This is a genomic window from Amycolatopsis sp. NPDC049688 (assembly GCF_040674975.1).
GTDB lineage: Bacteria > Actinomycetota > Actinomycetes > Mycobacteriales > Pseudonocardiaceae > Amycolatopsis.
On the sequence record NZ_JBFANY010000007.1, the window covers coordinates 62,456 to 84,260 of the forward strand.

At 72.5% G+C, this 21,805-nt stretch carries 16 protein-coding genes; 7 read left to right on the forward strand and 9 right to left on the reverse strand.

The features are described from left to right. Positions 1 to 20 precede the first annotated feature (20 nt). Positions 21 to 1,259, forward strand: coding sequence for an alpha/beta hydrolase (locus AB0J55_RS23600; protein WP_364252162.1), 1,239 nt, complete (start codon positions 21 to 23; stop codon positions 1,257 to 1,259). On the opposite strand, the gene AB0J55_RS23605 is transcribed toward AB0J55_RS23600, so the two are convergent. The 3 genes from AB0J55_RS23605 to AB0J55_RS23615 all read right to left on the reverse strand — a co-directional run bounded on the left by AB0J55_RS23605 (position 1,253) and on the right by AB0J55_RS23615 (position 7,689). After that, the gene (locus AB0J55_RS23605) at positions 1,253 to 2,413 is read right to left on the reverse strand and encodes an SWIM zinc finger family protein (protein ID WP_364252165.1); all 1,161 of its coding nucleotides are present in this window, start codon (positions 2,411 to 2,413) and stop codon (positions 1,253 to 1,255) included. The two genes, AB0J55_RS23600 and AB0J55_RS23605, sit on opposite strands and share 7 nt — an antisense overlap. After that, on the reverse strand, positions 2,413 to 5,544 hold the full coding sequence (locus AB0J55_RS23610; RefSeq protein ID WP_364252168.1) for a DEAD/DEAH box helicase: 3,132 nt from the start codon (positions 5,542 to 5,544) through the stop codon (positions 2,413 to 2,415). The genes AB0J55_RS23605 and AB0J55_RS23610 overlap by 1 nt, the downstream gene beginning before the upstream one ends. A gap of 90 nt (positions 5,545 to 5,634) precedes the next feature. Further along, the gene (locus tag AB0J55_RS23615; RefSeq protein WP_364252171.1) at positions 5,635 to 7,689 is read right to left on the reverse strand and encodes an acyl-CoA dehydrogenase family protein; all 2,055 of its coding nucleotides are present in this window, start codon (positions 7,687 to 7,689) and stop codon (positions 5,635 to 5,637) included. Between the two features lie 145 nt (positions 7,690 to 7,834). On the opposite strand from AB0J55_RS23615, the gene kstR reads away from it, so the two are divergent. Then, positions 7,835 to 8,455 (forward strand): cholesterol catabolism transcriptional regulator KstR, encoded by a 621-nt coding sequence (gene kstR / locus AB0J55_RS23620; RefSeq protein ID WP_364252174.1) that lies wholly within the window; start codon positions 7,835 to 7,837, stop codon positions 8,453 to 8,455. An 84-nt stretch (positions 8,456 to 8,539) separates the two neighbouring features. Here kstR and AB0J55_RS23625 read toward each other — a convergent pair whose 3' ends face one another. After that, a complete protein-coding gene (locus AB0J55_RS23625) occupies positions 8,540 to 9,370 on the reverse strand; it encodes an LLM class F420-dependent oxidoreductase (protein WP_364252177.1) in 831 nt (276 codons plus the stop codon). Positions 9,371 to 9,447: 77 nt separating this feature from the next. Between AB0J55_RS23625 and AB0J55_RS23630 the strand changes: the two genes are divergently transcribed. After that, positions 9,448 to 10,143 (forward strand): class I SAM-dependent methyltransferase, encoded by a 696-nt coding sequence (locus AB0J55_RS23630; RefSeq protein ID WP_364252180.1) that lies wholly within the window; start codon positions 9,448 to 9,450, stop codon positions 10,141 to 10,143. On the opposite strand, the gene icmF is transcribed toward AB0J55_RS23630, so the two are convergent. Next, entirely contained in the window at positions 10,140 to 13,373 is a 3,234-nt protein-coding gene (gene icmF, locus AB0J55_RS23635; RefSeq protein ID WP_364252183.1) for a fused isobutyryl-CoA mutase/GTPase IcmF, read from the reverse strand. The genes AB0J55_RS23630 and icmF overlap by 4 nt on opposite strands. Before the next feature lie 138 nt (positions 13,374 to 13,511). On the opposite strand from icmF, the gene AB0J55_RS23640 reads away from it, so the two are divergent. The 4 genes from AB0J55_RS23640 (at position 13,512) to AB0J55_RS23655 (ending at position 15,557) form a co-directional block, all read left to right on the forward strand. Continuing rightward, on the forward strand, positions 13,512 to 13,838 hold the full coding sequence (locus AB0J55_RS23640; protein WP_364252186.1) for a metalloregulator ArsR/SmtB family transcription factor: 327 nt from the start codon (positions 13,512 to 13,514) through the stop codon (positions 13,836 to 13,838). Beyond that, positions 13,831 to 14,271: an SRPBCC domain-containing protein gene (locus AB0J55_RS23645; protein ID WP_364252189.1), complete on the forward strand. Its 441-nt coding sequence runs from the start codon at positions 13,831 to 13,833 to the stop codon at positions 14,269 to 14,271. The genes AB0J55_RS23640 and AB0J55_RS23645 overlap by 8 nt, the downstream gene beginning before the upstream one ends. Beyond that, a complete protein-coding gene (locus AB0J55_RS23650; protein WP_364252192.1) occupies positions 14,268 to 14,918 on the forward strand; it encodes a DUF899 domain-containing protein in 651 nt (216 codons plus the stop codon). Before AB0J55_RS23645 ends, AB0J55_RS23650 begins: the two co-directional genes overlap by 4 nt. Before the next feature lie 78 nt (positions 14,919 to 14,996). Continuing rightward, positions 14,997 to 15,557 (forward strand): dihydrofolate reductase family protein, encoded by a 561-nt coding sequence (locus AB0J55_RS23655; protein WP_364252195.1) that lies wholly within the window; start codon positions 14,997 to 14,999, stop codon positions 15,555 to 15,557. Between the two features lie 49 nt (positions 15,558 to 15,606). On the opposite strand, the gene AB0J55_RS23660 is transcribed toward AB0J55_RS23655, so the two are convergent. From AB0J55_RS23660 to AB0J55_RS23675, 4 genes are read right to left on the reverse strand one after another with little or no spacing between them, the layout of a single operon-like run. Then, entirely contained in the window at positions 15,607 to 16,170 is a 564-nt protein-coding gene (locus AB0J55_RS23660) for an ATP/GTP-binding protein (RefSeq protein ID WP_004561255.1), read from the reverse strand. Between the two features lie 28 nt (positions 16,171 to 16,198). Next, on the reverse strand, positions 16,199 to 16,915 hold the full coding sequence (locus tag AB0J55_RS23665) for a DUF742 domain-containing protein (RefSeq protein WP_364252198.1): 717 nt from the start codon (positions 16,913 to 16,915) through the stop codon (positions 16,199 to 16,201). A gap of 7 nt (positions 16,916 to 16,922) precedes the next feature. Next, complete coding sequence (locus AB0J55_RS23670; RefSeq protein WP_004561253.1) at positions 16,923 to 17,375, reverse strand: roadblock/LC7 domain-containing protein; 453 nt, start codon at positions 17,373 to 17,375, stop codon at positions 16,923 to 16,925. Next, on the reverse strand, positions 17,372 to 21,208 hold the full coding sequence (locus tag AB0J55_RS23675) for a nitrate- and nitrite sensing domain-containing protein (RefSeq protein ID WP_364253063.1): 3,837 nt from the start codon (positions 21,206 to 21,208) through the stop codon (positions 17,372 to 17,374). Before AB0J55_RS23675 ends, AB0J55_RS23670 begins: the two co-directional genes overlap by 4 nt. Positions 21,209 to 21,805 lie beyond the last annotated feature (597 nt).

Below are 21,805 nucleotides of genomic sequence, written 5' to 3' on the forward strand. Positions count from 1 at the left end.
TCGCCGGTATCATCACGCTGGTGCAGCCGAATTTCCTGATCCGTCGCGCGGTCCAGCTCGGTCTCACCGCCAACGCGCTCCGCCCGCTGCGGGCGCGTTCCACGACGATCCCGGTGTTCTTCGCCGGCTGGCTGACCGGCGAGCTGGCGCCCCAGTTCCTCGCGCTGACGGCAGCGGATTCCTTGGTCCACGTGGCCCGCCACGGCGTGGGCGACCGGTCGACGAAGGTCGGCTTGGCGATGGCGGCGGCGTCCGCGGCCGGGCTGGCCACGCTGGTCCGCACCGGGCACGGCGCCCGCGAGGAGATCGAGAAGGCGCTGACGTCGGCGCTGGGTCCGGACTACGCGTCGGAGCTGGGCCGGTCCGACCTGGGGTTGCCGTGGGGCGAGCTGGCGCTGCCGTTCCGGATGGGCGCCCCGGACGTCCGCGTCGACCGCAACATCGCCTACGCCCCGGGCGGCAAGCGGTTCCTGCTCGACGTGTACCGGCCTTCCGAGCCCGTCTCCGGCGCGCCGGTGCTGCTGCAGGTCCACGGCGGGGCGTGGGTGATCGGCAACAAGGAGGAGCAGGGCCGTCCTCTGATGCGCTACCTGGCCCGCCGCGGCTGGGTGTGCGTCGCGATCAACTACCCGCTGGCCCCGGCCCACCGCTGGCCGGCGCACATCGTCGCGGCGAAGCAGGCACTGGCGTGGATCCGCTCGTCGATCGAGTCGTACGGCGGCGACCCGCGGTTCGTGGCGGTGACGGGCGGCTCGGCGGGCGGGCACCTGTCGGCGCTGCTGGCGTTGTCGCAGAACGACCCGGCGTTGCAGCCGTCGTTCGAGGACGCGGACACGAGCGTCCAGGCGTGCGTACCGCACTACGGCGTGTACGACTTCGCGGCGACCTCCGGCGCCCCGGCGAGCAAGTACCGCCTGGAGAGCCTGATCGCGCGGCGCGTGTTCGCCCCGGACCGGGACCCGGTGTCCCACCTGGACGACTACATCGCGGCCTCCCCGCTGGACCGGATCACGTCGGACGCCCCGCCGTTCTTCGTGCTCCACGGCCGGGACGATTCCCTGGTCCCGGTGCGCGAAGCCCGCGAGTTCGTGCGGCGGCTGCGGGAGAAGTCCCGGGAGCCGGTGGCGTACGCGGAGCTGGCGGGGGCGCAGCACGCGTTCGACGTGTTCACGTCGGTGCGGTCGGCGCACGTGGTGCGCGGGGTGGCGCGGTTCTTGGACTACACGTACAACGCTTGGAAGGCCGAGCGGGCTCAGTAGACGAGGTCCAGCGGGCTCGCCGAGGGCGGGCCGTCGAGGCGCCACTCCGTTCCTTCGCGCACGAAGCGGTACCAGCGCGCGTCGCGGCCGTAGCGCAACTGCAGTTCTCCTTGCGTGAGACGGTTTCGCCACACCTTCGGCGTTCCCGGTAAACCCGCGTCCGCCAGGATTCCCTGCGCTTCGGCCAGCGGACCCGGGCCCGGCTGCCAGGTTTCGCGCAGGGCCGCCAACCCGCCGCGGCCTGCTTCCCGCCAGGCTTCCGCCCAGCGGGCCAGGTCGCGGGGTGGCACCTGGGCCGCCGCGGCCAGGGCGGTGATCTCCGGGCCGGTGCGGGCCGCCGCTCGGCGGGCCAGGTCCTCCTCGAACGTCAGCTCCGTCGCCGTCGCGCCGCTCGTGAGGAGGTCGCGGGCCAGGGAGGCCGCGTCCGCCGCCAAGGTGGACAGGGCCGCCGCCGTCCAGCCCGTGGCCGGGGGTGGGTCGAGGTCGAGGACCGCCGGCGGGCCGGGGATCCGCGGGGGTGGCGGCAGGGCCGGGATCGCGCCCGGCCGGCGGGTGTAGGCGGCCTTCGGGGTCAGGCCCTCGTCCACGCGCTTCGGCAGCTTCGGTTTCTCGCCGCGCGCCGGTGACCGGCGGGCGCGGAGCTCGGCCAGCACGTCCGCCCGCGGGCGTCCGCGCAGCAGGAAGAGCGTGAACGGGTCGCGGTCCACCTCGTCGGCGACCAGGTAGTACACCGCGGCGACGTGCTTGCACGGGTTCGCCGAATCCGGGCACGAGCACCGCGGCCGCAGGTCGCCCGGGCCCGGCAGCAGGTCGGCGCCCGCCTCGCGGGCCTGCTCGGCCAGCGCGCCGGGCAGCTCGCCGTCGAGGAGCGCCGCCGCGTGCCCGAGCTGCGTGCCGACCACGCCGAGCAGCGTGTCCCATTCGCCGTCGGTGAACGTGCGCATGGTGATCGTGACCTGGTAGGGCTGGGGCCGGCTGCCACGCACGCGCGCCGTCATCCCACCGGCGCCGAAGTGGAGCTCGCTGACCGTGCCTTTCCGCGCGTACGTCCGCCCGCGTGGCAGCCGGTTCGGGTCGAGCTTCGCGCGTTGCTCCAGCGCGTCGACCCAGGCGCGGCCCCACCAGGTGGTGCCGAAGTTCCGCCTCGGTGGCATCACCCGCTCCCGAGCCGGACGAGGTCGGCGAGCTCGTCGTCGGACAGTTCGGTGATCCAGTCCTCCCCCGCGCCGACGATCGACTCGGCGAGCCCGCGTTTCTTTTCGAGGACCTGCGCGATCCGCTCTTCGAGGGTGCCCTCGGCGATCAACCGGTGCACCTGGACCGGCCGGTCCTGCCCGATGCGGTACGCGCGGTCGGTGGCCTGGTCCTCGACCGCCGGGTTCCACCAGCGGTCGTAGTGGATCACGTGGGTGGCCCGGGTCAGGTTGAGCCCGACGCCGCCCGCCTTGAGCGAAAGCAGGAACACCGGGATTTCGCCGGCCTGGAACCGGTCGACCATGTCCTGCCGCTTCGCCGGCGAGCTGGCCCCGGACAGCAGCTCGGTGGGCAGGCCACGCTCGGTGAGGCGCCGCTCGAGCAGGCGGCAGAGCTGGACGTACTGGCTGAAGACGAGCACGCTCTCGCCCTCGTCGAGGATGACGTCCAGCAGTTCCTCGAACGCGGCGAGCTTGCCGGAGCGGCCGGTGAGGGTGCCGTGCGGTTCCTTGAGGAACTGGGCGGGGTGGTTGCAGATCTGCTTGAGCTCGGTGAGCAGCTGCAGGACCTGCCCGCGCCGCTTGATGCCCTGCGTCTCGCGGATTTCGGCCAGGTTTTCCCGCACGACGGCTTCGTAGAGCGTGGTCTGCTCGGCGGTGAGCGGGACGAACCGGTCGGTCTCGGTCTTGCGCGGCAGTTCCGGGGCGATGTCCGGGTCGGTCTTGCGCCGCCGCAGCAGGAACGGCCGGACGGTGGCGGCCAGCCGTTCGGTGACGGCCTGGTCGCGGTCGCGTTCGATCGGCCGCGCGACGGTGCGGCGGAAGCGGTCGAGCGGGCCGAGCAGGCCGGGGGTCGTCCAGTCCACAATGGACCACAGTTCGGTGAGCCGGTTCTCGACGGGCGTGCCGGTGAGGGCGACCTTGGCCCGGGCGGGGATCTTGCGCAGCTCCTTGGCGGTGGCGGACAGCGGATTCTTGACGTGCTGCGCCTCATCGGCGGCGACCAGCCCCCAGTCCACTTCGGACAGTGTTTCGCGGTCACGGCGGAGGACGCCGTAGGTGGCGAGGACGACCTCGTCCGGGGCGAGGTCACCGAGATGGCGGCGGCCGCCGTGGAAGCGGCGGACAGGGATGTCCGGGGCGAAGCGGGCGAACTCGCGCTCCCAGTTGCCGAGGAGGGAGGTGGGGCAGAGGACGAGGGTGGGGCCGCCGAGCTCGGGTTCGGCCGCCGCCAGGGGGAGATCCGCATCGGGGGAAGACGCAGCCGCAAGCCGCTCGGCTTCGGCGGGCTGCGGCGGTACCCCGGCCGCCGGCCGGGCCACCCCGCCGAGCTGCGGCGACGACCCACCGGCCGATTCGCTCGACTCACCGGCCTGCCCCAATCCCCCACCCGCCGCTCGGGCCACCTTGCCGAGCTGCGGCGACGACCCCGCGGCCGATTGGCCGGACTCACCAGCCTGCCGCAATCCCCCAGCCACGTCGCCGAGCTGCGGCGACGCCCCACCGGCCGCTTGGCCGGACTCACCGGCCTGCCGCAATCCCCCGCCCGCCGGCCCAGCCACCTCGCCAGGCTGCGCGCGGGCGGGCTGGAGCTGTGCCTGAGCCGCCGAAGCCCGGCGGTGCAGGTGCAGGGCGATCAGCTGGATCGTCTTGCCCAGCCCCATGTCGTCGGCCAGGCACGCACCCAGCCCCAGTCCCGTCATCGTCGCCAGCCATGCCAGTCCCGCCTGCTGGTACGGCCGCAACGTCGCCTGCAACCCCGGCGGCGGTGCCACCGCCCCCTCCGCCCGGTCCCGGATGCGCGAAACCAGCCCGTCCAGCGCCGGGGGTGCCGCGAACTCCACTCGCTCGCCGTCCAGTTCCAGCTCGCCCGTCAACGCCGCCGCCAGGGCCTCGCCCGCGTCCAGCTTGCGGGTGCGGCCGCGGACCCGGGCCAGCAGCTGCGGATCCACGCGCACCCACTGGCCGCGCAGGCGGACCAGCGGCCGCTTGGCCTCGGCGAGCGCCGTCACCTCGGCCTCGGTCAGCTGCTCGCCGCCGAGGCTGAGCTGCCAGCGGAACTCCAGCAGCGACCGCAACGCGAACTCCGGCCCGGCCACGCTCGCCGGCGCCTGCGTGGCGCTCGCCTTGGCCTTCACCTCGCCCGCGAACAGGCCCTTCGACCACAGCACCTCGATGCCCGCGCCGCCCAGCTCGCGGGCGCCGTCGGTGAGGAGGTCGACGACCTCGTCGTCGGACAGCGCCAGCGACGCCGGCGCGGGCTCGGCCAGCACCCGGCCCAGCGGCGGCCAGGCCCGCGCGCCGCGACGCAGGCCCAGCAGCAGCTGCGTCTCGACCTGGTCGCCGAGCCGGTTCAGCACCGCGTCCGGGGCGTCCCACAGCGTGGCCGCCTCCACCACCAGGCTCGGCTCCGCCATGCTGCGCACCGCCAGCACCCCGGCGAACGAGTCGTCGCCGACGCCTTCGACCCGCAGGAGCACCTGCACGCCACGCGGTTCGCGGGCCTCCAGCTCCGCGAGCCACGCGGCCCCGTCCGGGCCCAGCAACGCCGGTTCCCGGGCCGCGAACGCGGGGTCGCCGGCCCCGACCGGCGCGGCCGGGCTGCGGACCAGCAGGTCGGCCGTGGCGTCCCAGAGCGCGCGGACCAGCGAGTCCGGCGAGTGCAGGCGGATGCGTTTCAGCCCCGTCAGCGGCAGCGCGTACGCCTCCGGCGGCAACGCGCCCGCCAGCCCGCGCAGCAGTTCCTCGTCGGCGGCGTCGAGCGGGCCGATGCGCCATGCCGCCGCGCCGGCCGGGGACGCCGCGGGGCGCAGCCGGCCCCGGGCGACCAGGTTCACCCCCGCGTTGACCGCGGCCGACCACGCCGCGACCGCCGGGCTCGCCCCCTCCCCCACCGACAGGAGCCGGGGCAGCGCCCGCTCCAGCGGGACCAGTTCGGCGTCGACCTTCGTCCGGGCGAATTTCGCGCCGCGGGGCAGCACGAGCTCGATCGTGGTCCCGCCGGCCACGTCCTCGCCCCACAGGGCCAGCACGCCGTCCCGCGGGGGATCCGCGGGAAGGTACGTGGCCTGGGTGTCTGCGCTGAACTCCACGACCGCAACGCTAGAACACGACCCCGACAGTTTTGCCCTCGGCGGCGCCAACGGTCCTTTCGCACCGTTGCACGACGCAACTCAGGGACCTCACCCGCGAGGCAGGCCCAGGAGGCGTTCCGCCGTGAGGGACCGCAGGACCTGCGTCGTGCCGCCCGCGATCGAGAGGCAGCGGGTGAGCAGGAATTCGTGCTGGGCCGGGCCGTCCGCGAGCAACGCGCCCGTGCCCGCCAGCTCCAGCGCGAACTCGGCCACGTCCTGCCGGTGCGAAACGCCCAGCAGCTTGCGCACGCTCGACTCGGCACCCGGGTCCTGGCCCTCCAGCCGGCGCAGGGCCGCCCGCAGGTCCAGCACCGAGCCCGCGACGCCGTCGGCGACCAGCGAACCGAGCCGCTCCAAGGCGACGTCGTCCAGGACCGAGGCGTCCACTGTGGACACCAACGTCTGCACGCTCTCGCCGACCGCCGAGCCGCTGCCGATGGCCACCCGCTCGTTGGCCAGGGTCGTGCGGGCCAGTCGCCAGCCGCCGCCCGGGACACCGACGACGTCCGCGTCCGGCACGAACACGTCGTCGAGGAACACCTCGTTGAACACCGCTTCCCCGGTGATCTCCCGCAGCGGCCGCGTGGTGATCCCGGAGGCGCGCATGTCGACCAGGAAGTAGGTGATGCCCTTGTGCTTCGGCGCGTCCGGGTCGGTGCGGGCCAGGCAGATGCCCCAGTCGGCTTCGCGGGCCAGCGACGTCCACACCTTCTGCCCCGACAGCCGCCAGCCGCCGTCGACGCGCCGGGCCGCCGTCCGCAGCGCGGCCAGGTCCGACCCCGCGCCGGGCTCGCTGAACAGCTGGCACCAGGTGATTTCGCCGCGCAGGGTGGGCCGGGCGAACCGCGCCCGCTGCTCGTCGCTGCCGTGTTCGAGGATCGTCGGCACCGCCCACGCGCCGATCACCAGGTCCGGACGGCGGACACCGGCGGCGGCCAGTGCGGCGTCGATCCGCAGCTGCTCCGCGGCATCGGCACCCCGGCCGTAGGGCGCGGGCCAGTGCGGCGTCAGCAGACCCGCATCAGCGAGCGCGACGCGTTGCGAAGCGGAGGGCAGTGCCGCGATCCGAGCCACTTCGTCCCGCAACACCGGATCGTCGCCCACGTCGACACCCAGCGTCCGCTCGGTCCCGGAGAGCGCCAGCGAAGCCGCCTGCCGCCGCCACGACCCGCCGAGCCACTGCCGCAGGGCCACCGCCCGGCGCAGGTACAGGTGCGCGTCGTGCTCCCAGGTGAAGCCGATCCCGCCGAGCACCTGGACGCAGTCCTCGGCGTTGGCGACGGCCGCGTCGAGGGCGACGACGGCCGCGCTCGCCACCGACAGCGGGTGCTGCCCGGAGGCCGCGTCCCAGGCCAGCGCTTCGGCGGCTTCGGCCCGGCACAGCATCTCGGCGCACAGGTGCTTGACCGCCTGGAACGCCCCGATCGGCTGCCCGAACTGCTCGCGGACCTTGGCGTATTCGACGGCGATGGTGAGGCACCGCCGCGCCACGCCCGCCGCCTCGGCCGCGGCGAGGATCGCCGCCGACGGCCGGACCGGCGGCAACGAGAGCACTTCGGCACGGACGCCCGAGAACCGGATGCGGGCCAGCGGACGCGAGAAGTCGAACGCCGCCAAGGGCTCGACGGCCACCCCGGGCGTGCCGGGGGCGAGCAGCACGTGGCCGCCGTCGACCGGCACCAGCAGCCACGTCCCGGCATCCGCGCCGGGAACGGGCCCGCTGACGCCGTCCTCGAGCGACAGGACGTCCAGCAGGACCGCGACCGTGGCTTCCCCCTCGGCGACGGCGCAGAGCAGCTCCTTCGCCTCGGGGACTTCGGCCAGCAGGATCCCGGCGAGGGCGGTGCCCAGCACCGGCCCGGGAACGAGTTCTTCCGCCGCCGCGGCGAGCCCGGCGGCGAGATCGGCGACACTGCCGTCGGCGCCCCCGGCTGCCGCGGGCACTGCGACGCCGAACAGGCCGAGTTCGGCGAAGCCCGCCGGGATTCCCGCGCCGGCCCCGGTTTCCGCCGCGCGCACCGCCTCTCGCGGGTGGTGCGCCGCGGACCAGGCGTGGATCGCCTCGGCCAGCGCGGCCTGTTCCTCGGTGAGCGCGACCGGCATCGGACCTCCTCGCGGGCGTGACACTACTCGCGAGTGTAGAACGTGTTACAGTTTTTCGGCCAGTGGGTCAGCTGTCGCGAGGTTCGCCAGGACAGGTAATCTACGTCGTGAACTGGAACAAGTTCCGAAGGACGGGGGAACGCCGATGCCAGGCAAGACCAAGGCCCGCGGCAACGGCCTGAGCGCGATCGGGGCCGACGAGCTCGGCTCGGCCGCCCAGCGCGACCGCCGCCGCCGGATCATCGACGCCACCCTCGCGCTGGCCTCGAAGGGCGGCTACGACGCGGTGCAGATGCGCGCCGTCGCCGAGAAGGCCGACGTCGCGCTCGGCACGCTGTACCGGTACTTCCCCTCGAAGATCCACCTGCTCGTCTCCGGACTGGCCCGCGAGTTCGAGCGCGCGCAGGAGAAGCTGGAACGCCAGGCCATCCCCGGCGACACGCCGGCCGAGCGGCTGATGTTCGTGCTCGGCCGCAACACGCGCATGATGCAGCGCGACCCGCACCTCACCGAGGCCATGGTCCGCGCGTTCATGTTCGCCGACACCTCCGCCGCCGCCGAGGTCGAGCAGGTCGGACGGCTGATGGAGAACATGTTCGCCAAAGCGATGGGCATCGCCGAGCCGGCCGAGGCGGACCGCGACATCTTCCACGTCGTCGCGGACGTCTGGATGGCGAACCTGGTGGCCTGGGTGACCCGCCGCGCCTCGGCCGCCGACGTCGCGAACCGCCTCGAACTCTCGGTGCACCTGCTGCTGGACAAGTAACCGCCGCACCCGAACCACGGGGGCGCCCCCCGGTTCCACTCTATCGCTCGGCACCGACAGTTTCCGGTGCCGTGCAGGTCACCCTCATCGGTGCGCGGCGGCCACCTTCGCCAGCTCGTCGAGCGCCTTGAGCGTCTCCGCTTCCGGCAGCGTGTCCAGCAGGAACGTGTACCGCTCGACGCCGGCCTCGCGGAAGCCGTCGATCACCTTCGGTGTCGTCGGGCCGCCGAACACCGCGAACTGGACGTCTTCGCGGCCCTGGTCCGCCAGCCAGCCGCGCACCCGCTGGGCCTCCTGGTACTTCGTGAAGCCCCGGAGCAGCCAGCCGTCGCCGTACTTGACCAGCCGGTTCAGCGCCGCCTCGCTTTCGCCGCCGATGTAGATCGGGACGTGCGGCTGCTGCACCGGCTTCGGCCAGCTGAAGATCGGGTCGAAGTCGACGTGCGCACCGTGGAACTCCGCCTGTTCCGACGTCCAGATCTCCTTGAGCGCGGCCAGCTGCTCGTCCATCAGCGCGCCGCGGGTCTTCGGGTCGGTGCCGTGGTTGCGCATCTCCTCGCGGTTCCAGCCGACGCCGACGCCGAACAGCGCCCGGCCGTCGGAAATCAGGTCCAGTGACGCGACTTCCTTGGCGGTGTGGATCAGGTCGCGCTGCATGAGCAGGGCGATCCCGGTGCCCAGCAGCAGCTCCGAGGTCGCCGTGGCCGCAGCGGCCAGCGCCACGAACGGGTCGAGGGTGCGGTAGTACACGCGCGGCAGCTCGCCCCCGCCCGGGTACGGCGTTTCCCGGCTCGCGGGGATGTGCGAGTGCTCGGCCAGCCACAGCGAGTCGAAGCCGCGTTCTTCCAGGGCGGCGCCCAGCACGTCCGGCCGGATGCCTTCGTCGGTCACGAACGTCGAAATCCCGAATTTCATGCTTCCAGGACTACCACCGGGTGGACAGGAGGTGCAGGATGGAGTCATCTCATCATACGTTGAATAAGGGGGTAGTCATGGACGTCCAGGACGTCGACTTCGAGGAGCTTTACCGGGGCAGCACGCCGATCGGCCGGAAGATGCCGTGGGACCTCGGCGCGCCGCAGCCCGCCGTCGTCGCGCTGGCCGACGCGGGCGGGTTCACCGGTGACGTCCTCGACATCGGCTGCGGCCTCGGGGACAACAGCGCGTTCCTCGCCTCCCGCGGCCTGCACGTCACCGGCCTCGACGGCGCCCCGTCGGCGGTCGAGCAGGCGCGCGCCCGCGCCGCGGAGAAGGGCCTCGACATCGAGTTCGCCGTCGCCGACGCGACGAAACTCGAAGGCTACGAAGGCCGCTTCGACACGGTCCTGGACAGCGCCCTCTACCACTGCCTGAGCGAGGAACAGCGCCACGAGTACCTCGCCGCCCTGACCCGCGCGACGCGGCCGGGCGCGCGGCTGCACCTCTTCGCCTTCTCCCCGGAGGTGCCGGCCGGATTTCCCGCGCCCTACCTGATCAGCGAAGCGAACCTGCGGGAGACCGTCGGCCGGGACTGGACCGTCGAGAAGCTCGAACCGACCGTCTACACGACGTCGATGACGCCGGAGGAGCTGCGGCAGAGCGTCCGGGCGGTGCTGGACGAGGACGACGCCGACCTGTCCGGCCTGCCCACGGACACCGGCGGCCGGGTCCTGGTCCCGGTCTGGTACCTGACGGCGGTCCGGCGCTAGACGTTGCGCCGGTACTGGCCGCCGACCTCGAAGAACGCCTCCGTGATCTGACCGAGCGAGCACACCCGCGCGGCATCCACCAGCACCCCGAACAGGTTGCCGCCGCGGGTGGCCGCCTCGCGCAGGGCCTTGAGCGCCTGCTGGGCCTCCTCGTGGTGGCGGTGCTGGAAGTCCGCCAGGCGGTCCAGCTGGGACCGCTTCTCGTCCTCGGTCGCCCGGGCCAGCTCGACCTCGACGTCCTCCTCCCCCGCATGCGGGTTGCGGAAGGTGTTGACGCCGATGATCGGCAGCGAGCCGTCGTGCTTCTTGCGCTCGTAGAGGATCGACTCGTCCTGGATCCGGCCGCGCTGGTAGCCGGTCTCCATCGCGCCGAGGACGCCGCCGCGCTCGGAAATGCGGTCGAACTCGGCCAGCACGGCCTCCTCGACCAGGTCGGTCAGCTCGTCGATGACGAACGAACCCTGCAGCGGGTTCTCGTTCTTCGACAGGCCCCATTCCTTGTTGATGATCATCTGGATGGCCATCGCGCGGCGCACCGACGACTCCGACGGCGTGGTGATCGCCTCGTCGAAGGCGTTGGTGTGCAGGGAGTTCGCGTTGTCGTACAGCGCGCACAGCGCCTGCAGCGTGGTGCGGATGTCGTTGAAGCTCATTTCCTGCGCGTGCAGCGACCGGCCGGACGTCTGCACGTGGTACTTGAGTTTCTGCGACCGCTCGTTCGCGCCGTAGCGCTCGCGCATGGCCACGGCCCAGATCCGGCGCGCCACCCGGCCGAGCACCGAGTACTCCGCGTCCATGCCGTTGGAGAAGAAGAACGACAGGTTCGGCGCGAAGTCGTCGATGTCCATGCCGCGCGCGAGGTAGGACTCGACGTAGGTGAAGCCGTTGGACAGCGTGAAGGCCAGCTGTGAAATGGGGTTCGCCCCGGCTTCGGCGATGTGGTAGCCCGAAATCGACACGGAGTAGAAGTTGCGGACGCCGTGCTCGATGAACCACTCCTGGATGTCGGCCATCATCCGGAGGCTGAACTCGGTGGAGAAGATGCAGGTGTTCTGGCCCTGGTCCTCCTTGAGGATGTCGGCCTGCACCGTGCCGCGGACGTTGCGCAGCACCCATTCGCGCAGCTCGGCGGCTTCGGCGTCGGAGGGCTCACGCCCGTGCTCGGCCTGGAACGCCTCCAGCTTCTGGTCGATCGCGGTGTTGAGGAAGAAGGCGAGGATCGTCGGCGCCGGGCCGTTGATCGTCATCGACACCGATGTGTTCGGCGCGGTCAGGTCGAAGCCGTCGTAGAGCGCCTTCATGTCGTCGAGGGTCGCGATGGACACACCCGACGTGCCGACCTTGCCGTAGATGTCGGGGCGCGTGTCGGGGTCGTGGCCGTAGAGGGTCACCGAGTCGAACGCCGTGGAGAGCCGCTTGGCCTCGGAATCGGCCGACAGCAGCTTGAACCGCCGGTTGGTGCGGAACGCGTCGCCCTCGCCGGCGAACATCCGCGCCGGGTCCTCCCCCTCGCGCTTGAACGGGAAGACCCCCGCGGTGTAGGGGAAGTAGCCCGGCAGGTTTTCGCGGCGCAGGAACGACAGCAGCTCGCCGGACTCCGCGTACCGCGGCAGGGCGACGCGCGGGATCCGGTTGCCGGACAGCGTGTCGCGCCACAGCTGCGTGCGCAGTTCCTTGTCGCGGATCTTCACGACGAGCTCGTCCTGGCGGTACTCCTCGGCCAGCGCCCGGAACCGCTCCAGCAGCTGCGTGGTCTCCCCGTCCACATCGGACTCGGCCGCCGCGAGCAGCCCGTCCAGCGCGTCGGTCGACGCGTCCACCTTGGCCAGTTCTTCGCGGGCGACGGCCAGCGCGTCCCGCTTGCGGATCGCGGCGACCTGCTGCTGCGTCTTCGCGTGGTAACCGCGGACGGTCTCCGAAATCTCGGCCAGGTACCGGGCCCGGTTGCCCGGGATGATCGTCGAGGCGTCCGTCGAGACCTTGCCCTCGACGTGCGGGAGCGTGCCCGCGGACACACCGAGGCCCCGCTCGGCGAGCATGCCCCGCAGGTGCTGGTACAGCGCGGTGACGCCGTCGTCGTTGAACTTCGCCGCGCTCGTGCCGTACACCGGCATGTCTTCCGGCGAAGACGAGAAGGCCTCGCGGTTGCGCACCAGCTGGCGCGCGACGTCGCGGCGGGCGTCCTCGGCGCCGCGGCGCTCGAACTTGTTGATCGCGACGACGTCGGCGAAGTCGAGCATGTCGATCTTCTCCAGCTGCGACGCGGCGCCGAACTCCGGCGTCATCACGTACAGCGACTCGTCCACGAAGTCGACGATCCCGGCGTCGCCCTGCCCGATGCCGGGCGTCTCGACGATCACCAGGTCGTACCCGGCGGCCTTGCACGCCAGGATCGATTCGCGGAGGCCGGCCGGGATCTCCCCGGACGTCGTTCGCGTGGCCAGGGAGCGGAAGTACACCGGGGAGCCGTCGAGGCAGTTCATCCGGATGCGGTCGCCGAGCAGCGCCCCGCCGCCCTTGCGCCGCGACGGGTCGACGGCGAGCACCGCGATCCGCAGCTTGTCCTCCTGGTCGAGGCGGAAACGGCGGATCAGCTCGTCGGTGAGCGACGACTTGCCCGAGCCGCCGGTGCCGGTGATGCCCAGTACCGGTACCTCGCGCTTGCCCGCGGCCTCGGTGATGCCGCCGAGCAGGTCTTCGGACAGCTTCGAGGCCTGCAGCTGCGTGATGACCCGCGAAAGCGAGGCCACGTCTCCGGAGAGCACCTTGTCCAGCGAAGGGGCCTCGGCCGCGAGGTCGACGTCACAGGCCTTGATCATCGAGTTGATCATGCCCGGCAGGCCCATCTCGTAGCCGTCTTCGGGCGAGAAGATGCGCGCGACGCCGCGCGAGTGCAGCAGCTCGATCTCCTCGCGCACGATCACCCCGCCCCCGCCGCCGAAGACCTTGATGTGCCCGGCGCCGCGCTCGCGGAGCAGTTCGACCAGGTAGGAGAAGTACTCGACGTGCCCGCCCTGGTAAGCAGAGATGGCCACCCCCTGGACGTCCTCGGCGATGGCCGCGGTGGCGACCTCGTCGACCGACCGGTTGTGGCCCAGGTGCACGACCTCCGCGCCCTGCGACTGGAGGATCCGCCGCATGATGTTGATCGACGCGTCGTGCCCGTCGAAGAGGCTCGACGCCGTCACGAACCGGACAGGGTGCGCGGGACGGTACAGCTCGCTGGTCATCCTTCCAAAATACTTTGGCTTCCTACTATTGGAAACCCGAGAACCGGTGACGCAGCTCTCAGGGCAACGGCGGAGAACCTTGACAACCGCCAGCTCGGCCCTATATTTAACAGGTACGTTAATTAACAAGGTGGTGAAATGACGGACACGCTGAGCCGGACGTTCTCGGCCCTCGCCGACCCGACCCGCCGCGCCATCCTCGAACGCCTGTCGAACGGCGAAGCGACGGTCAACGAACTCGCCGAGCCGTTCCCGATGAGCCTGCCCGCGGTGTCCCGGCACCTGAAGGTGCTGGAAGAGGCCGGGCTGATCACCCGCGGCCGCACCCGCCAGTGGCGGCCCTGCCGGCTGGAGGCGAAACCCCTGGAAGACGTGGCCGGCTGGGTCGCGGCCTACCGCCGGTTCTGGGACGACGGGTTCGACCGCCTCGAGGACCACCTGAGGAGGCTGACCGGCGATGCCTGACCTCACCATCACCCGGGTCTTCGACGCCCCGCGCGAGCTGGTCTTCGCCGCGTGGACCGACCCCGACCAGCTGGCGAGCTGGCTGGGGCCGCACGGCTACACCGGCTCCGCCGTCACCCTCGCCACCCGGCCCGGCGGCGCCTGGCGGGCGTGCATCCGCTCCCCCGAGGGCGACGAGCACTGGATGCACGGCACCTACCGCGAGATCACCGCGCCCGAACGGCTCGTGTTCACCTTCGCCTGGGACACCGAGGGCGACCTGCGCGACGAGACGCTCGTGACGATCGGCTTCGCCGACCTCGACGGCAAGACCGAGATGACCTTCGTCCAGACCGGCTTCCCGACCGCCGCCGAACGCGACGGCCACGAGGAGGGCTGGAGCTCCAGTTTCGAGGACCTGACCGCCTTCATCCGAGGAAAGGACGTCCGATGACCGCCACCCTGCCCGAGATCGTCTCGCCGGAGGAATGGCAGGCCGCGCGCGACGCGCTGCTGGTCAAGGAGAAGGAGCTGATGAAAGCGGCCGACCACCTCGCCGCCGAACGCCGCCGGCTGCCGATGGTGCCGTTCACCAAGCCGTACGAGTTCGACTCCGGCGACGGCAAGCAGAGCCTGCTCGACCTGTTCGACGGCCGCCGTCAGCTGATCGTCTACCACTTCATGCTGCACCCGGGCGACGAAGCGGGCTGCCCCGGCTGCTCGCTGATCGTCGACAACCTGCCGCACCTGGCGCACCTGCACGCCCGCGACGTCACGCTGAAGGTCGTCGCACCGGCGACCCTCGCGGAGATCGAGCGGTACCAGACGCGGATGGGCTGGGACGTGCCGTGGGTGTCCGCGCACGGCAGCGACTTCACCGAAGACTGCGGTGTCGGCCGGGGCTTCGGCGTCAGCGTCTTCCTCCGCGACGGCGACGACGTCCACCGGACGTACTTCACCTCCGGCCGCGGCGGCGAGATGTTCCTCGTGTCGCACCGGTACCTCGACGTCACGCCGCTGGGCCGCCAGGAGGCGTGGGAGGAGGAGAGCCGCGGCGACGACGGCCCCGGCTCGTGGTGGCGCCGTCACGACGAGTACTGAAAAGTTTTCCGGCGAGCGTGTCCGGTCCCCGTCCGCGGCTCCGACCTCCTCGGTCAGACCCACCAGGAGGAGACGGAAATGCGCGAGATCGTCTACATGGTCCACACTTCGCTCGACGGCTGCGTCGAGGGCCCGGACGGCGAGTTCGACTGGCCGGTCATGGGCCCCGAGCTGTCGGCCTACTCGCGGGAGCAGACCGAGCGCTGCGGCGAGTTCGCCTACGGGCGGAAGGTCTGGGACATGATGTCCGCGTACTGGCCGGAGGCCGAGTCGATCTCGGACCACCCGCACGACATCGCCTTCGCGCCCGTCTGGCGTGAGACGCCGAAGGTCGTGTTCTCGCGGACGCTGGAGAAGGCGGACTGGAACACCCGGGTCGTCGGCGGCGACCTGAGCGAGGTGGTGGCGTCCCTGAAGGCCGAGCCGGGCGACGACCTGCTGCTCATGGGCGGCGCGGAACTGGCCGCCGAGCTCACCGCGCGCGGGCTGATCGACGAGTACCAGGTGTTCGTGCACCCGGTCGTCCTCGGCGGCGGCAAGCGGCCGTTCGCCGAGGGCACCGCGCGGCTGGGCCTCGAACTGGCGCAGTCGCGCACCTTCGACGACCAGGTCGTGCTGCTGCGCTTCCGCCGCGCGTGACCGGCGCCGCCGGGCCCGGGCGTGTCCCGGGCCCCTGGCTCCGCCACGGTCAGCGCGCGTTGGCCGCCCGGAGCGCGATCCACTGCCGCATGGCGTACTCGACCAGCGTGATCAGCGTCTGCTTCGTCGACTCGCGGTCCCGGGCGTCGCAGCGGACGATCGGGATGTTGGGGTCGATCGACAGCGCCTCGCGGACGTCGTTGATGTCGTGCTCCAGCACGCCGTCGAACGTGTTGATGCCGACGATGTACGGCAGGCCGCGGTCCTCGAAGAAGTCGATCGGGGCGAACGAGTCCGCCAGCCGCCGCGTGTCGGCCAGCACCACCGCGCCGATGGCGCCGCGGACCAGGTCGTCCCACATGAACCAGAACCGCTGCTGCCCGGGCGTGCCGAACAGGTAGAGGATCAGGTCCGCGTCCAGCGACACGCGGCCGAAGTCCATCGCCACCGTGGTCGTCGACTTGCCCGGCGTGTGGTCGAGGTTGTCGACCCCCACGCTGGCGTCGGTCATCATCGCCTCGGTGGTCAGCGGCACGATCTCCGACACCGACCCGACGAACGTCGTCTTCCCCGCGCCGAATCCGCCGGCCACCACGATCTTGGCGGAGGTCATGGTCGGGGGCGCGGTGTCCCGCGGTGCCTTAAAGCCGACGGAGTCCACTCAAAACCCTTTCCATCAACACCAGATGTGCCTCGGCGCCGTCATTGCCGGTAATCGTCTTGTGCACCGTGACCAGCCCCGCGTCGGCCGCGTCGCTGATCAGCACCCGGGCCACGCCCAGTGGCACCCGCAGCGCCGACACGATCTCGGCGACCGAACGGGGGGTCCGGCACTCTTCCATGATCGAGATGCACTCGATCTGCTCCGCGGCCACTTCGGGGAAGCCACCGGTGGCAGCGTAGTCCTTCGCGGAGATCAGTGTCTCCAGCTCCAGGGCGTAATTGGCCTTGGTGCGGCCGCCGGTCAGCGCGTAGGGCCGGACGATGGCCGTCAGCTCCTCGGGCGCGGGCGGCTGCTCGAACACCGCGGGCATCACGAACTCGCCGCTGGGCGGGCCCGGATCGAACAAACCGCCTGGTCTGGGGCTGTCCCCGTCGGTGCTGCCGGGTGGAGAGACTAAAGAGGTCACGCGATCTCCTGGGTCGGCCGACGGCGCGGGCGCCGGCGGTTCCGCGGCCGCACGGGCACCGGCGGCCGGGGGTGGCGGGGTCTCCTTGCTCTTCTTGCGCTTCCGGCGGGCACGGCCGGAATCCAGCGTGAACCCGTTGAGGACGTCGGCGAACGTGCCGTCGTCCCCGCGCCCGGCGGGGTTGCGCCCCGCGGGTGGTTCGCCGTCGAATCCGGACCCCGTGCTCATCGCGCCATCATCCCACCGGTTCGCCGATCAGCGACCCACCGGAGCCCTGGAGCTGGGCGCGCAGCTCCGGGGTGAGGATCTGGCCGACCCGGTCCACGAGCATCGTCATCTCGTAGGCGACCTGGCCGATGTCGCAGTTGGGGGCTGCCAGCACGGCCAGGCAGGAGCCGTCGCTGATCGACATCAGCACCATGATGCCGAGCTCCATCTCGACGACGGTCTCGTTGACCGCGCCGGCTTCGAAGCAGCGGGCGGCGCCCTGGGTGAGGCTGACCAGGCCGGAAGCGACGGCGGCGAGCTGGTCGGCCCGGTCGAGCGGGAGCCGGTTCGACGCGGTCAGCAGCAGGCCGTCCGCCGAGACGACCACGGCGTGGGCCACCCCGGGCACCCGCTCCGCGAAGTCGTTCACCAGCCAGCCGAACTGGTTCTGCGTCGGCTGCGCGCTACTCGGCGAGGTCATTCACCCTCCAAGGTCTCGTGGTTGGTCTCGGCCGCCTGTGCGGTGCGGTGGCGTCCGCGCTCGATGCCCTGCTGGAAACTCCGCAGGCGGCCGCGCACGTCGTGTGCGTCCCGTTGTGGTCGGGGGGCCGTGGCCCCGGTGGACGGTCCGGCGCTGCCCGGGAGCAGCTGCTCCCCGCGACGGCGCCGGGGCAATCCTGCCGAAGTGAAAGTGGAGGGCGTCGACTGGGACACCGCTTGCACGGCCCGCCAGCCGTCATCGGTCCCGAAGTTCCACTCGGCCGTGGTCTCCACCACCGATTCTTCCCGGCGCGGCGCGGGCGTCTCCGGCGGCTTCCGGGAGGGAAGCGTAGACGGCGGACCGGCGGGCCGCCCGTCGGCGACCGGCAGCTGCCCGGACTCGTGGAAGACGGTGGGCGGTTCGCGGTGGGCCGGCAGGCCGTTGGCCTGCGGCGCGGTGGGCCGCTGCGGCAGGACGGCCGGCTCCGCACCGCCCTGGTCCGGCTGCAGCCCGGCGGCGAAGATGTCGCCCTGCAGCTTCGGCCGGCCGTTGGCGGAGGACGGCTGCGGCAGGCCGTTCGGCCGGGGCGTGGCGGACCGCTGCGGCAGGACCGTTTGCCGCGAACCGGCCTGGTCCGGCTGTTCGCCGGTGGGCGGCTGCTGTTCCGGCTGCTGTTCCGGCGGCAGGTCCGTGGCGAAGATGTCGCCCCGCAGCGCCGGCTGCGGCAGCCCGTTGGCCTGCGCCCCGGGCTGCGAGCGACCGCCCGGCTGCGAACCAGCGGGCGCAACACCCTCCGCCGCCGCGCCGCCCGGCTGCTCGGCCTCCTGCGCGGCTGCGGGCTGCTCCTCGAAAACCCCCACCTGTTGAGCCGAACCGGGATCCTGCGGCGCGCCGTGGGCCACTGCGGGCTGCCCGGGCTGCCCCGGCGTCTCGGCCGGTTCCGGCGCGGGCGTGACCTGCTCCACCGCGCCCGCCGACTGGGCCGTGCCCAGTCCCTGCACCGGCTGTCCGCTCTGCAGCGGCTTCGGGCGCTGGGCCGCGGCCTGGCGGGCCTGCCGGGTCTGGCGGCGGCCGCGCACCACGCCCTGCTGGAAGTTGCTCAACCGGCTGCGGACGTCCGCCGGGTCGCGGACCGGGAGGTCCGGGCGGGCCGGGGCCAGCTGGGGGGCCGACGGGACCGGTGTGGCGCTGCCAGGGAGCAGCTGCTCGCCACGGCGGCGGCGCGGGAGGCCCGCGTCCGTGAACGCCGTCGGCTCGGCCTTCGTGCGCTCCTGGACCGTGCGGAAGTTCTCGTCGCTCGCGAAGTCCCAGCTGCGGCGCTCCTCCGGGGGCGTCTCCTCGGACGCCGCCGGTTCCTCCTCCGCGGGCGGCTTGTCCTCGCGGAACCACGCCGACAGCATCTCGTCGAAGATCGGCGTCGTCTCCGAGCGGTCCGGTGCCGGGGCGGGCGGGGGCGGCTCCTGGCCCGCGGTCGCCTCCTGCCACCAGTCGCTGAGCGTCGTCTCGTTGGCCGTGAACAGGTCCTTGCCCGCCGGCAGGTCGTCCGCGCGGGGCGGCTGCTGCGGCAGCGGGAGCACCGCGGGCACCGACGGCAGGGCCGGGCGCTGCGGCGGGACGTCCTCGTCCTTCGGGATCGGGGCGAACAGCGCCGTGCCGGAGATCTCCAGGTCCGACGGCGGGCGCACGCCGGACAGGCCGGCCAGGTCGCTCGCCGACGGCCAGCGCTCCTCCCCCATCGCCGGCTGCGGCGGCACCACCGGGTGCGGGCGGGTGCTGCCGTTGACCGGGCGGCGCGGCAGCTGGTTGCCCGCCGCCGGGCTCGCCGGGTGCTGCTGGAGCGCGCCGATCGGGCCGGTGGCCGGGCCGTCGGTCACCGGCATCACCAGTTCCGCCGGGACCACGACGGTGGCGCGGACGCCGACGATGTCCTTGCCGCCGTGCAGCGACACGCCGATCCGGTGCCTGCCGGCCAGCCGGCCGACGACGAACAGGCCCATCCGGCGGGACGTCACCAGGTCGACCGACCCGGCCTCGGTCAGCCGGGTGTTGGCCTCGATGACCTCGCACTCGTTCATCCCGATGCCCTTGTCGAGGATGTCGATGTGGAGGGAGCCGTCCTCGCCCAGCCGCGACGCCACGGTCACCGTGGTCTCCGGCGCGGAGAACGCCGTGGCGTTGTCCAGCAGCTCGGCGACCAGGCGCATCAGGTCGCTGGCGGCGTAGCCGACGATCCGGGCCGGGGGCGGCGGCTGCACCTGGACCCGCTGGTACTGCTCGATCTCGGACACCGCGGCGCGGAGCATGTCGGTGGTGCCGACCGGCTTCCCGGACCGGCGGCCCGGCTCGGCGCCCGAGAGCACCATCAGGTTCTCGTTGTTGCGCCGCATCCGGGTGGCGAGGTGGTCGAGCTGGAACAGCGTCGCCAGCTGGTCGGCGTCCTCCTCGTCCCGCTCGAGCTGCTCGATCAGCTGCAGCTGCCGCTGCACCAGGCTCTGGCTGCGCCGCGACAGGTTCACGAAGACGCTGCCGTAGCCGGTGCGCATCGCGGCCTGCTCGGTCGCCAGCCGCAGCGCCTGGTGGTGCACCTTGTCGAAGGCCCGCGCCACCTCGCCGACCTCGTCGTCGGTGTGCACCGGAACCGGCCGGACGTCGGTGCCCTGCGCGCGGCCCTCCTGGATGTTGCGGACCGCCTCCGGCAGCGCGGTCTCGGCGACGTCGAGGGCACTGCGGCGCAGCACCTTCAGCGAGCGCAGCAGCTGGCGGGTGATGAGGAAGACGACCGCGACGGCCAGCACCATCGCGGCGAACAGCAGCACCGCGAGCAGGCCGGCGCCGCTGCTGGACTCGTCGACCAGCTGGGCGGCCGTCGCCGAGGCCGCCCCGCCCAGCCGGTCGGCGACCTGGCCGATCTGCGTGCGCATCGCCGCCGAGGCGGCCGTCCAGTCCTGGGCCGGCAGCGCGCGGAAGGCGTCGTCCACCCCGCCGGCCGGCGCGTTCAGCACCGTCTCGACCATCCGGGCCCGGCTCTGCGCCTGCGTGCCTTCCGCGATCGCCGCGAAATCGCGCTGCAGCGTGTCGCCCGCCGCGGAGCGGAAGTCGACCAGCCGGTCGGCGAGCCGCAGCTCGGCGGCGCGCAGCGTGGCGAGCTCGCTCGGCGTCAGCGCCGCGCGGCCGATGCCGTAGGAGACCAGCGCCTGGCTCAGCGACACCTGCTCGCCGGCGACCAGCAGCTCGTGCAGGCCGGCGGGTGTGCCGCCGAGGGTGCCGTCGCCGGCGCCCGCGGTGACCGCGGTGTCGAGGCTGATCAGGGAGCCGGTGAGGGCGGCGTACGCCGAGATGGCCTGGGCGGGGTCGAGCTGGCCGCCGTCGACCTGGCGGCGGAGGAAGCCGAGGTTGCCGACCTGCGCCGTGGCCGCGCCCGCGGCGCCGGACACGCCGGGCTCGGCTTCGGCGGCGCGGGCCTGCTCCGCGGTGAACGGGCCGATCGCGGCGTCCGTCGCCTTGCGCGCCGCGGCCAGCTCGGGGGTGCCGCCGACGGTGCCCGCGGTCAGCATGGCCGAGGTGACCGTGCGCTCCTCCTGCAGCGCGCCGGTGAGCGCGCGCACCCCGCCGCCGAGCGCGACGAGCCGGTCGAGCCGCTGGTACTCGCCCGAGCGGCCGACCTGCGCGGCGATCGTCGTGATGCCCAGCACCAGCGCGAGCACGATGGGCACGACCGTGACGGCCGAAAGCTTGACGGGCAGGCTCCAGTCGCGCCACTGCACGAGCGCGCGCCACACGGCCTTCCCCTTCGACCGCCGGGGTGCTCGGCCGAGCAGTTCCCCGACGGGCACCTGACCTTCTCCTGCAACGGTCACGTGAGTGACTCCCTGTCCGGCGTCATGGATCCGCGTCGGCGGCGCGGCGCCCCGGCTCGCGGCGGGCCGCCGGACGGCCGTGCCGCCCCCGCCCTGCCGCTTCCCCGGCGCCCTCGCTCGTCCCCGGCAGCCCCGCCGTCCGCGCGCCCGTCACCGGGCAGGCACCGTCCCGCCGCCCCGTGCCCGGGACTCTGCACGTGCATGTCGCAAGTTGCGTTGTGCACGGTGATCGAGATCAACTTTATCGGTGCCAATCGATCGCTGCGGTCAGCTGGGCCAAAGAATCGTACCCCCGACGCCCCGCCGGTCAATTTTCTTCTCCACTCGGCCGCTGACCTGCGAAAAGTGCTTTCGCGACCCGACTCGGGCCCCACCATTCCCCCTCGCCGCCCCCGAAGAGGGAATTCCGGTTACCGGACGCGGGGGCCAGAGGCATCCGGTGGTCACCCGATTAGCCCAGACAGGGTAGCAGCATCCCTCGGACGATCTACACTCCGTACCACCAACGGGTGGGTCAAGTCTCAAGGTGTGCCCGATGTTGTGGCGTTGCGTCCCCCAGCGCCACGACCTGGT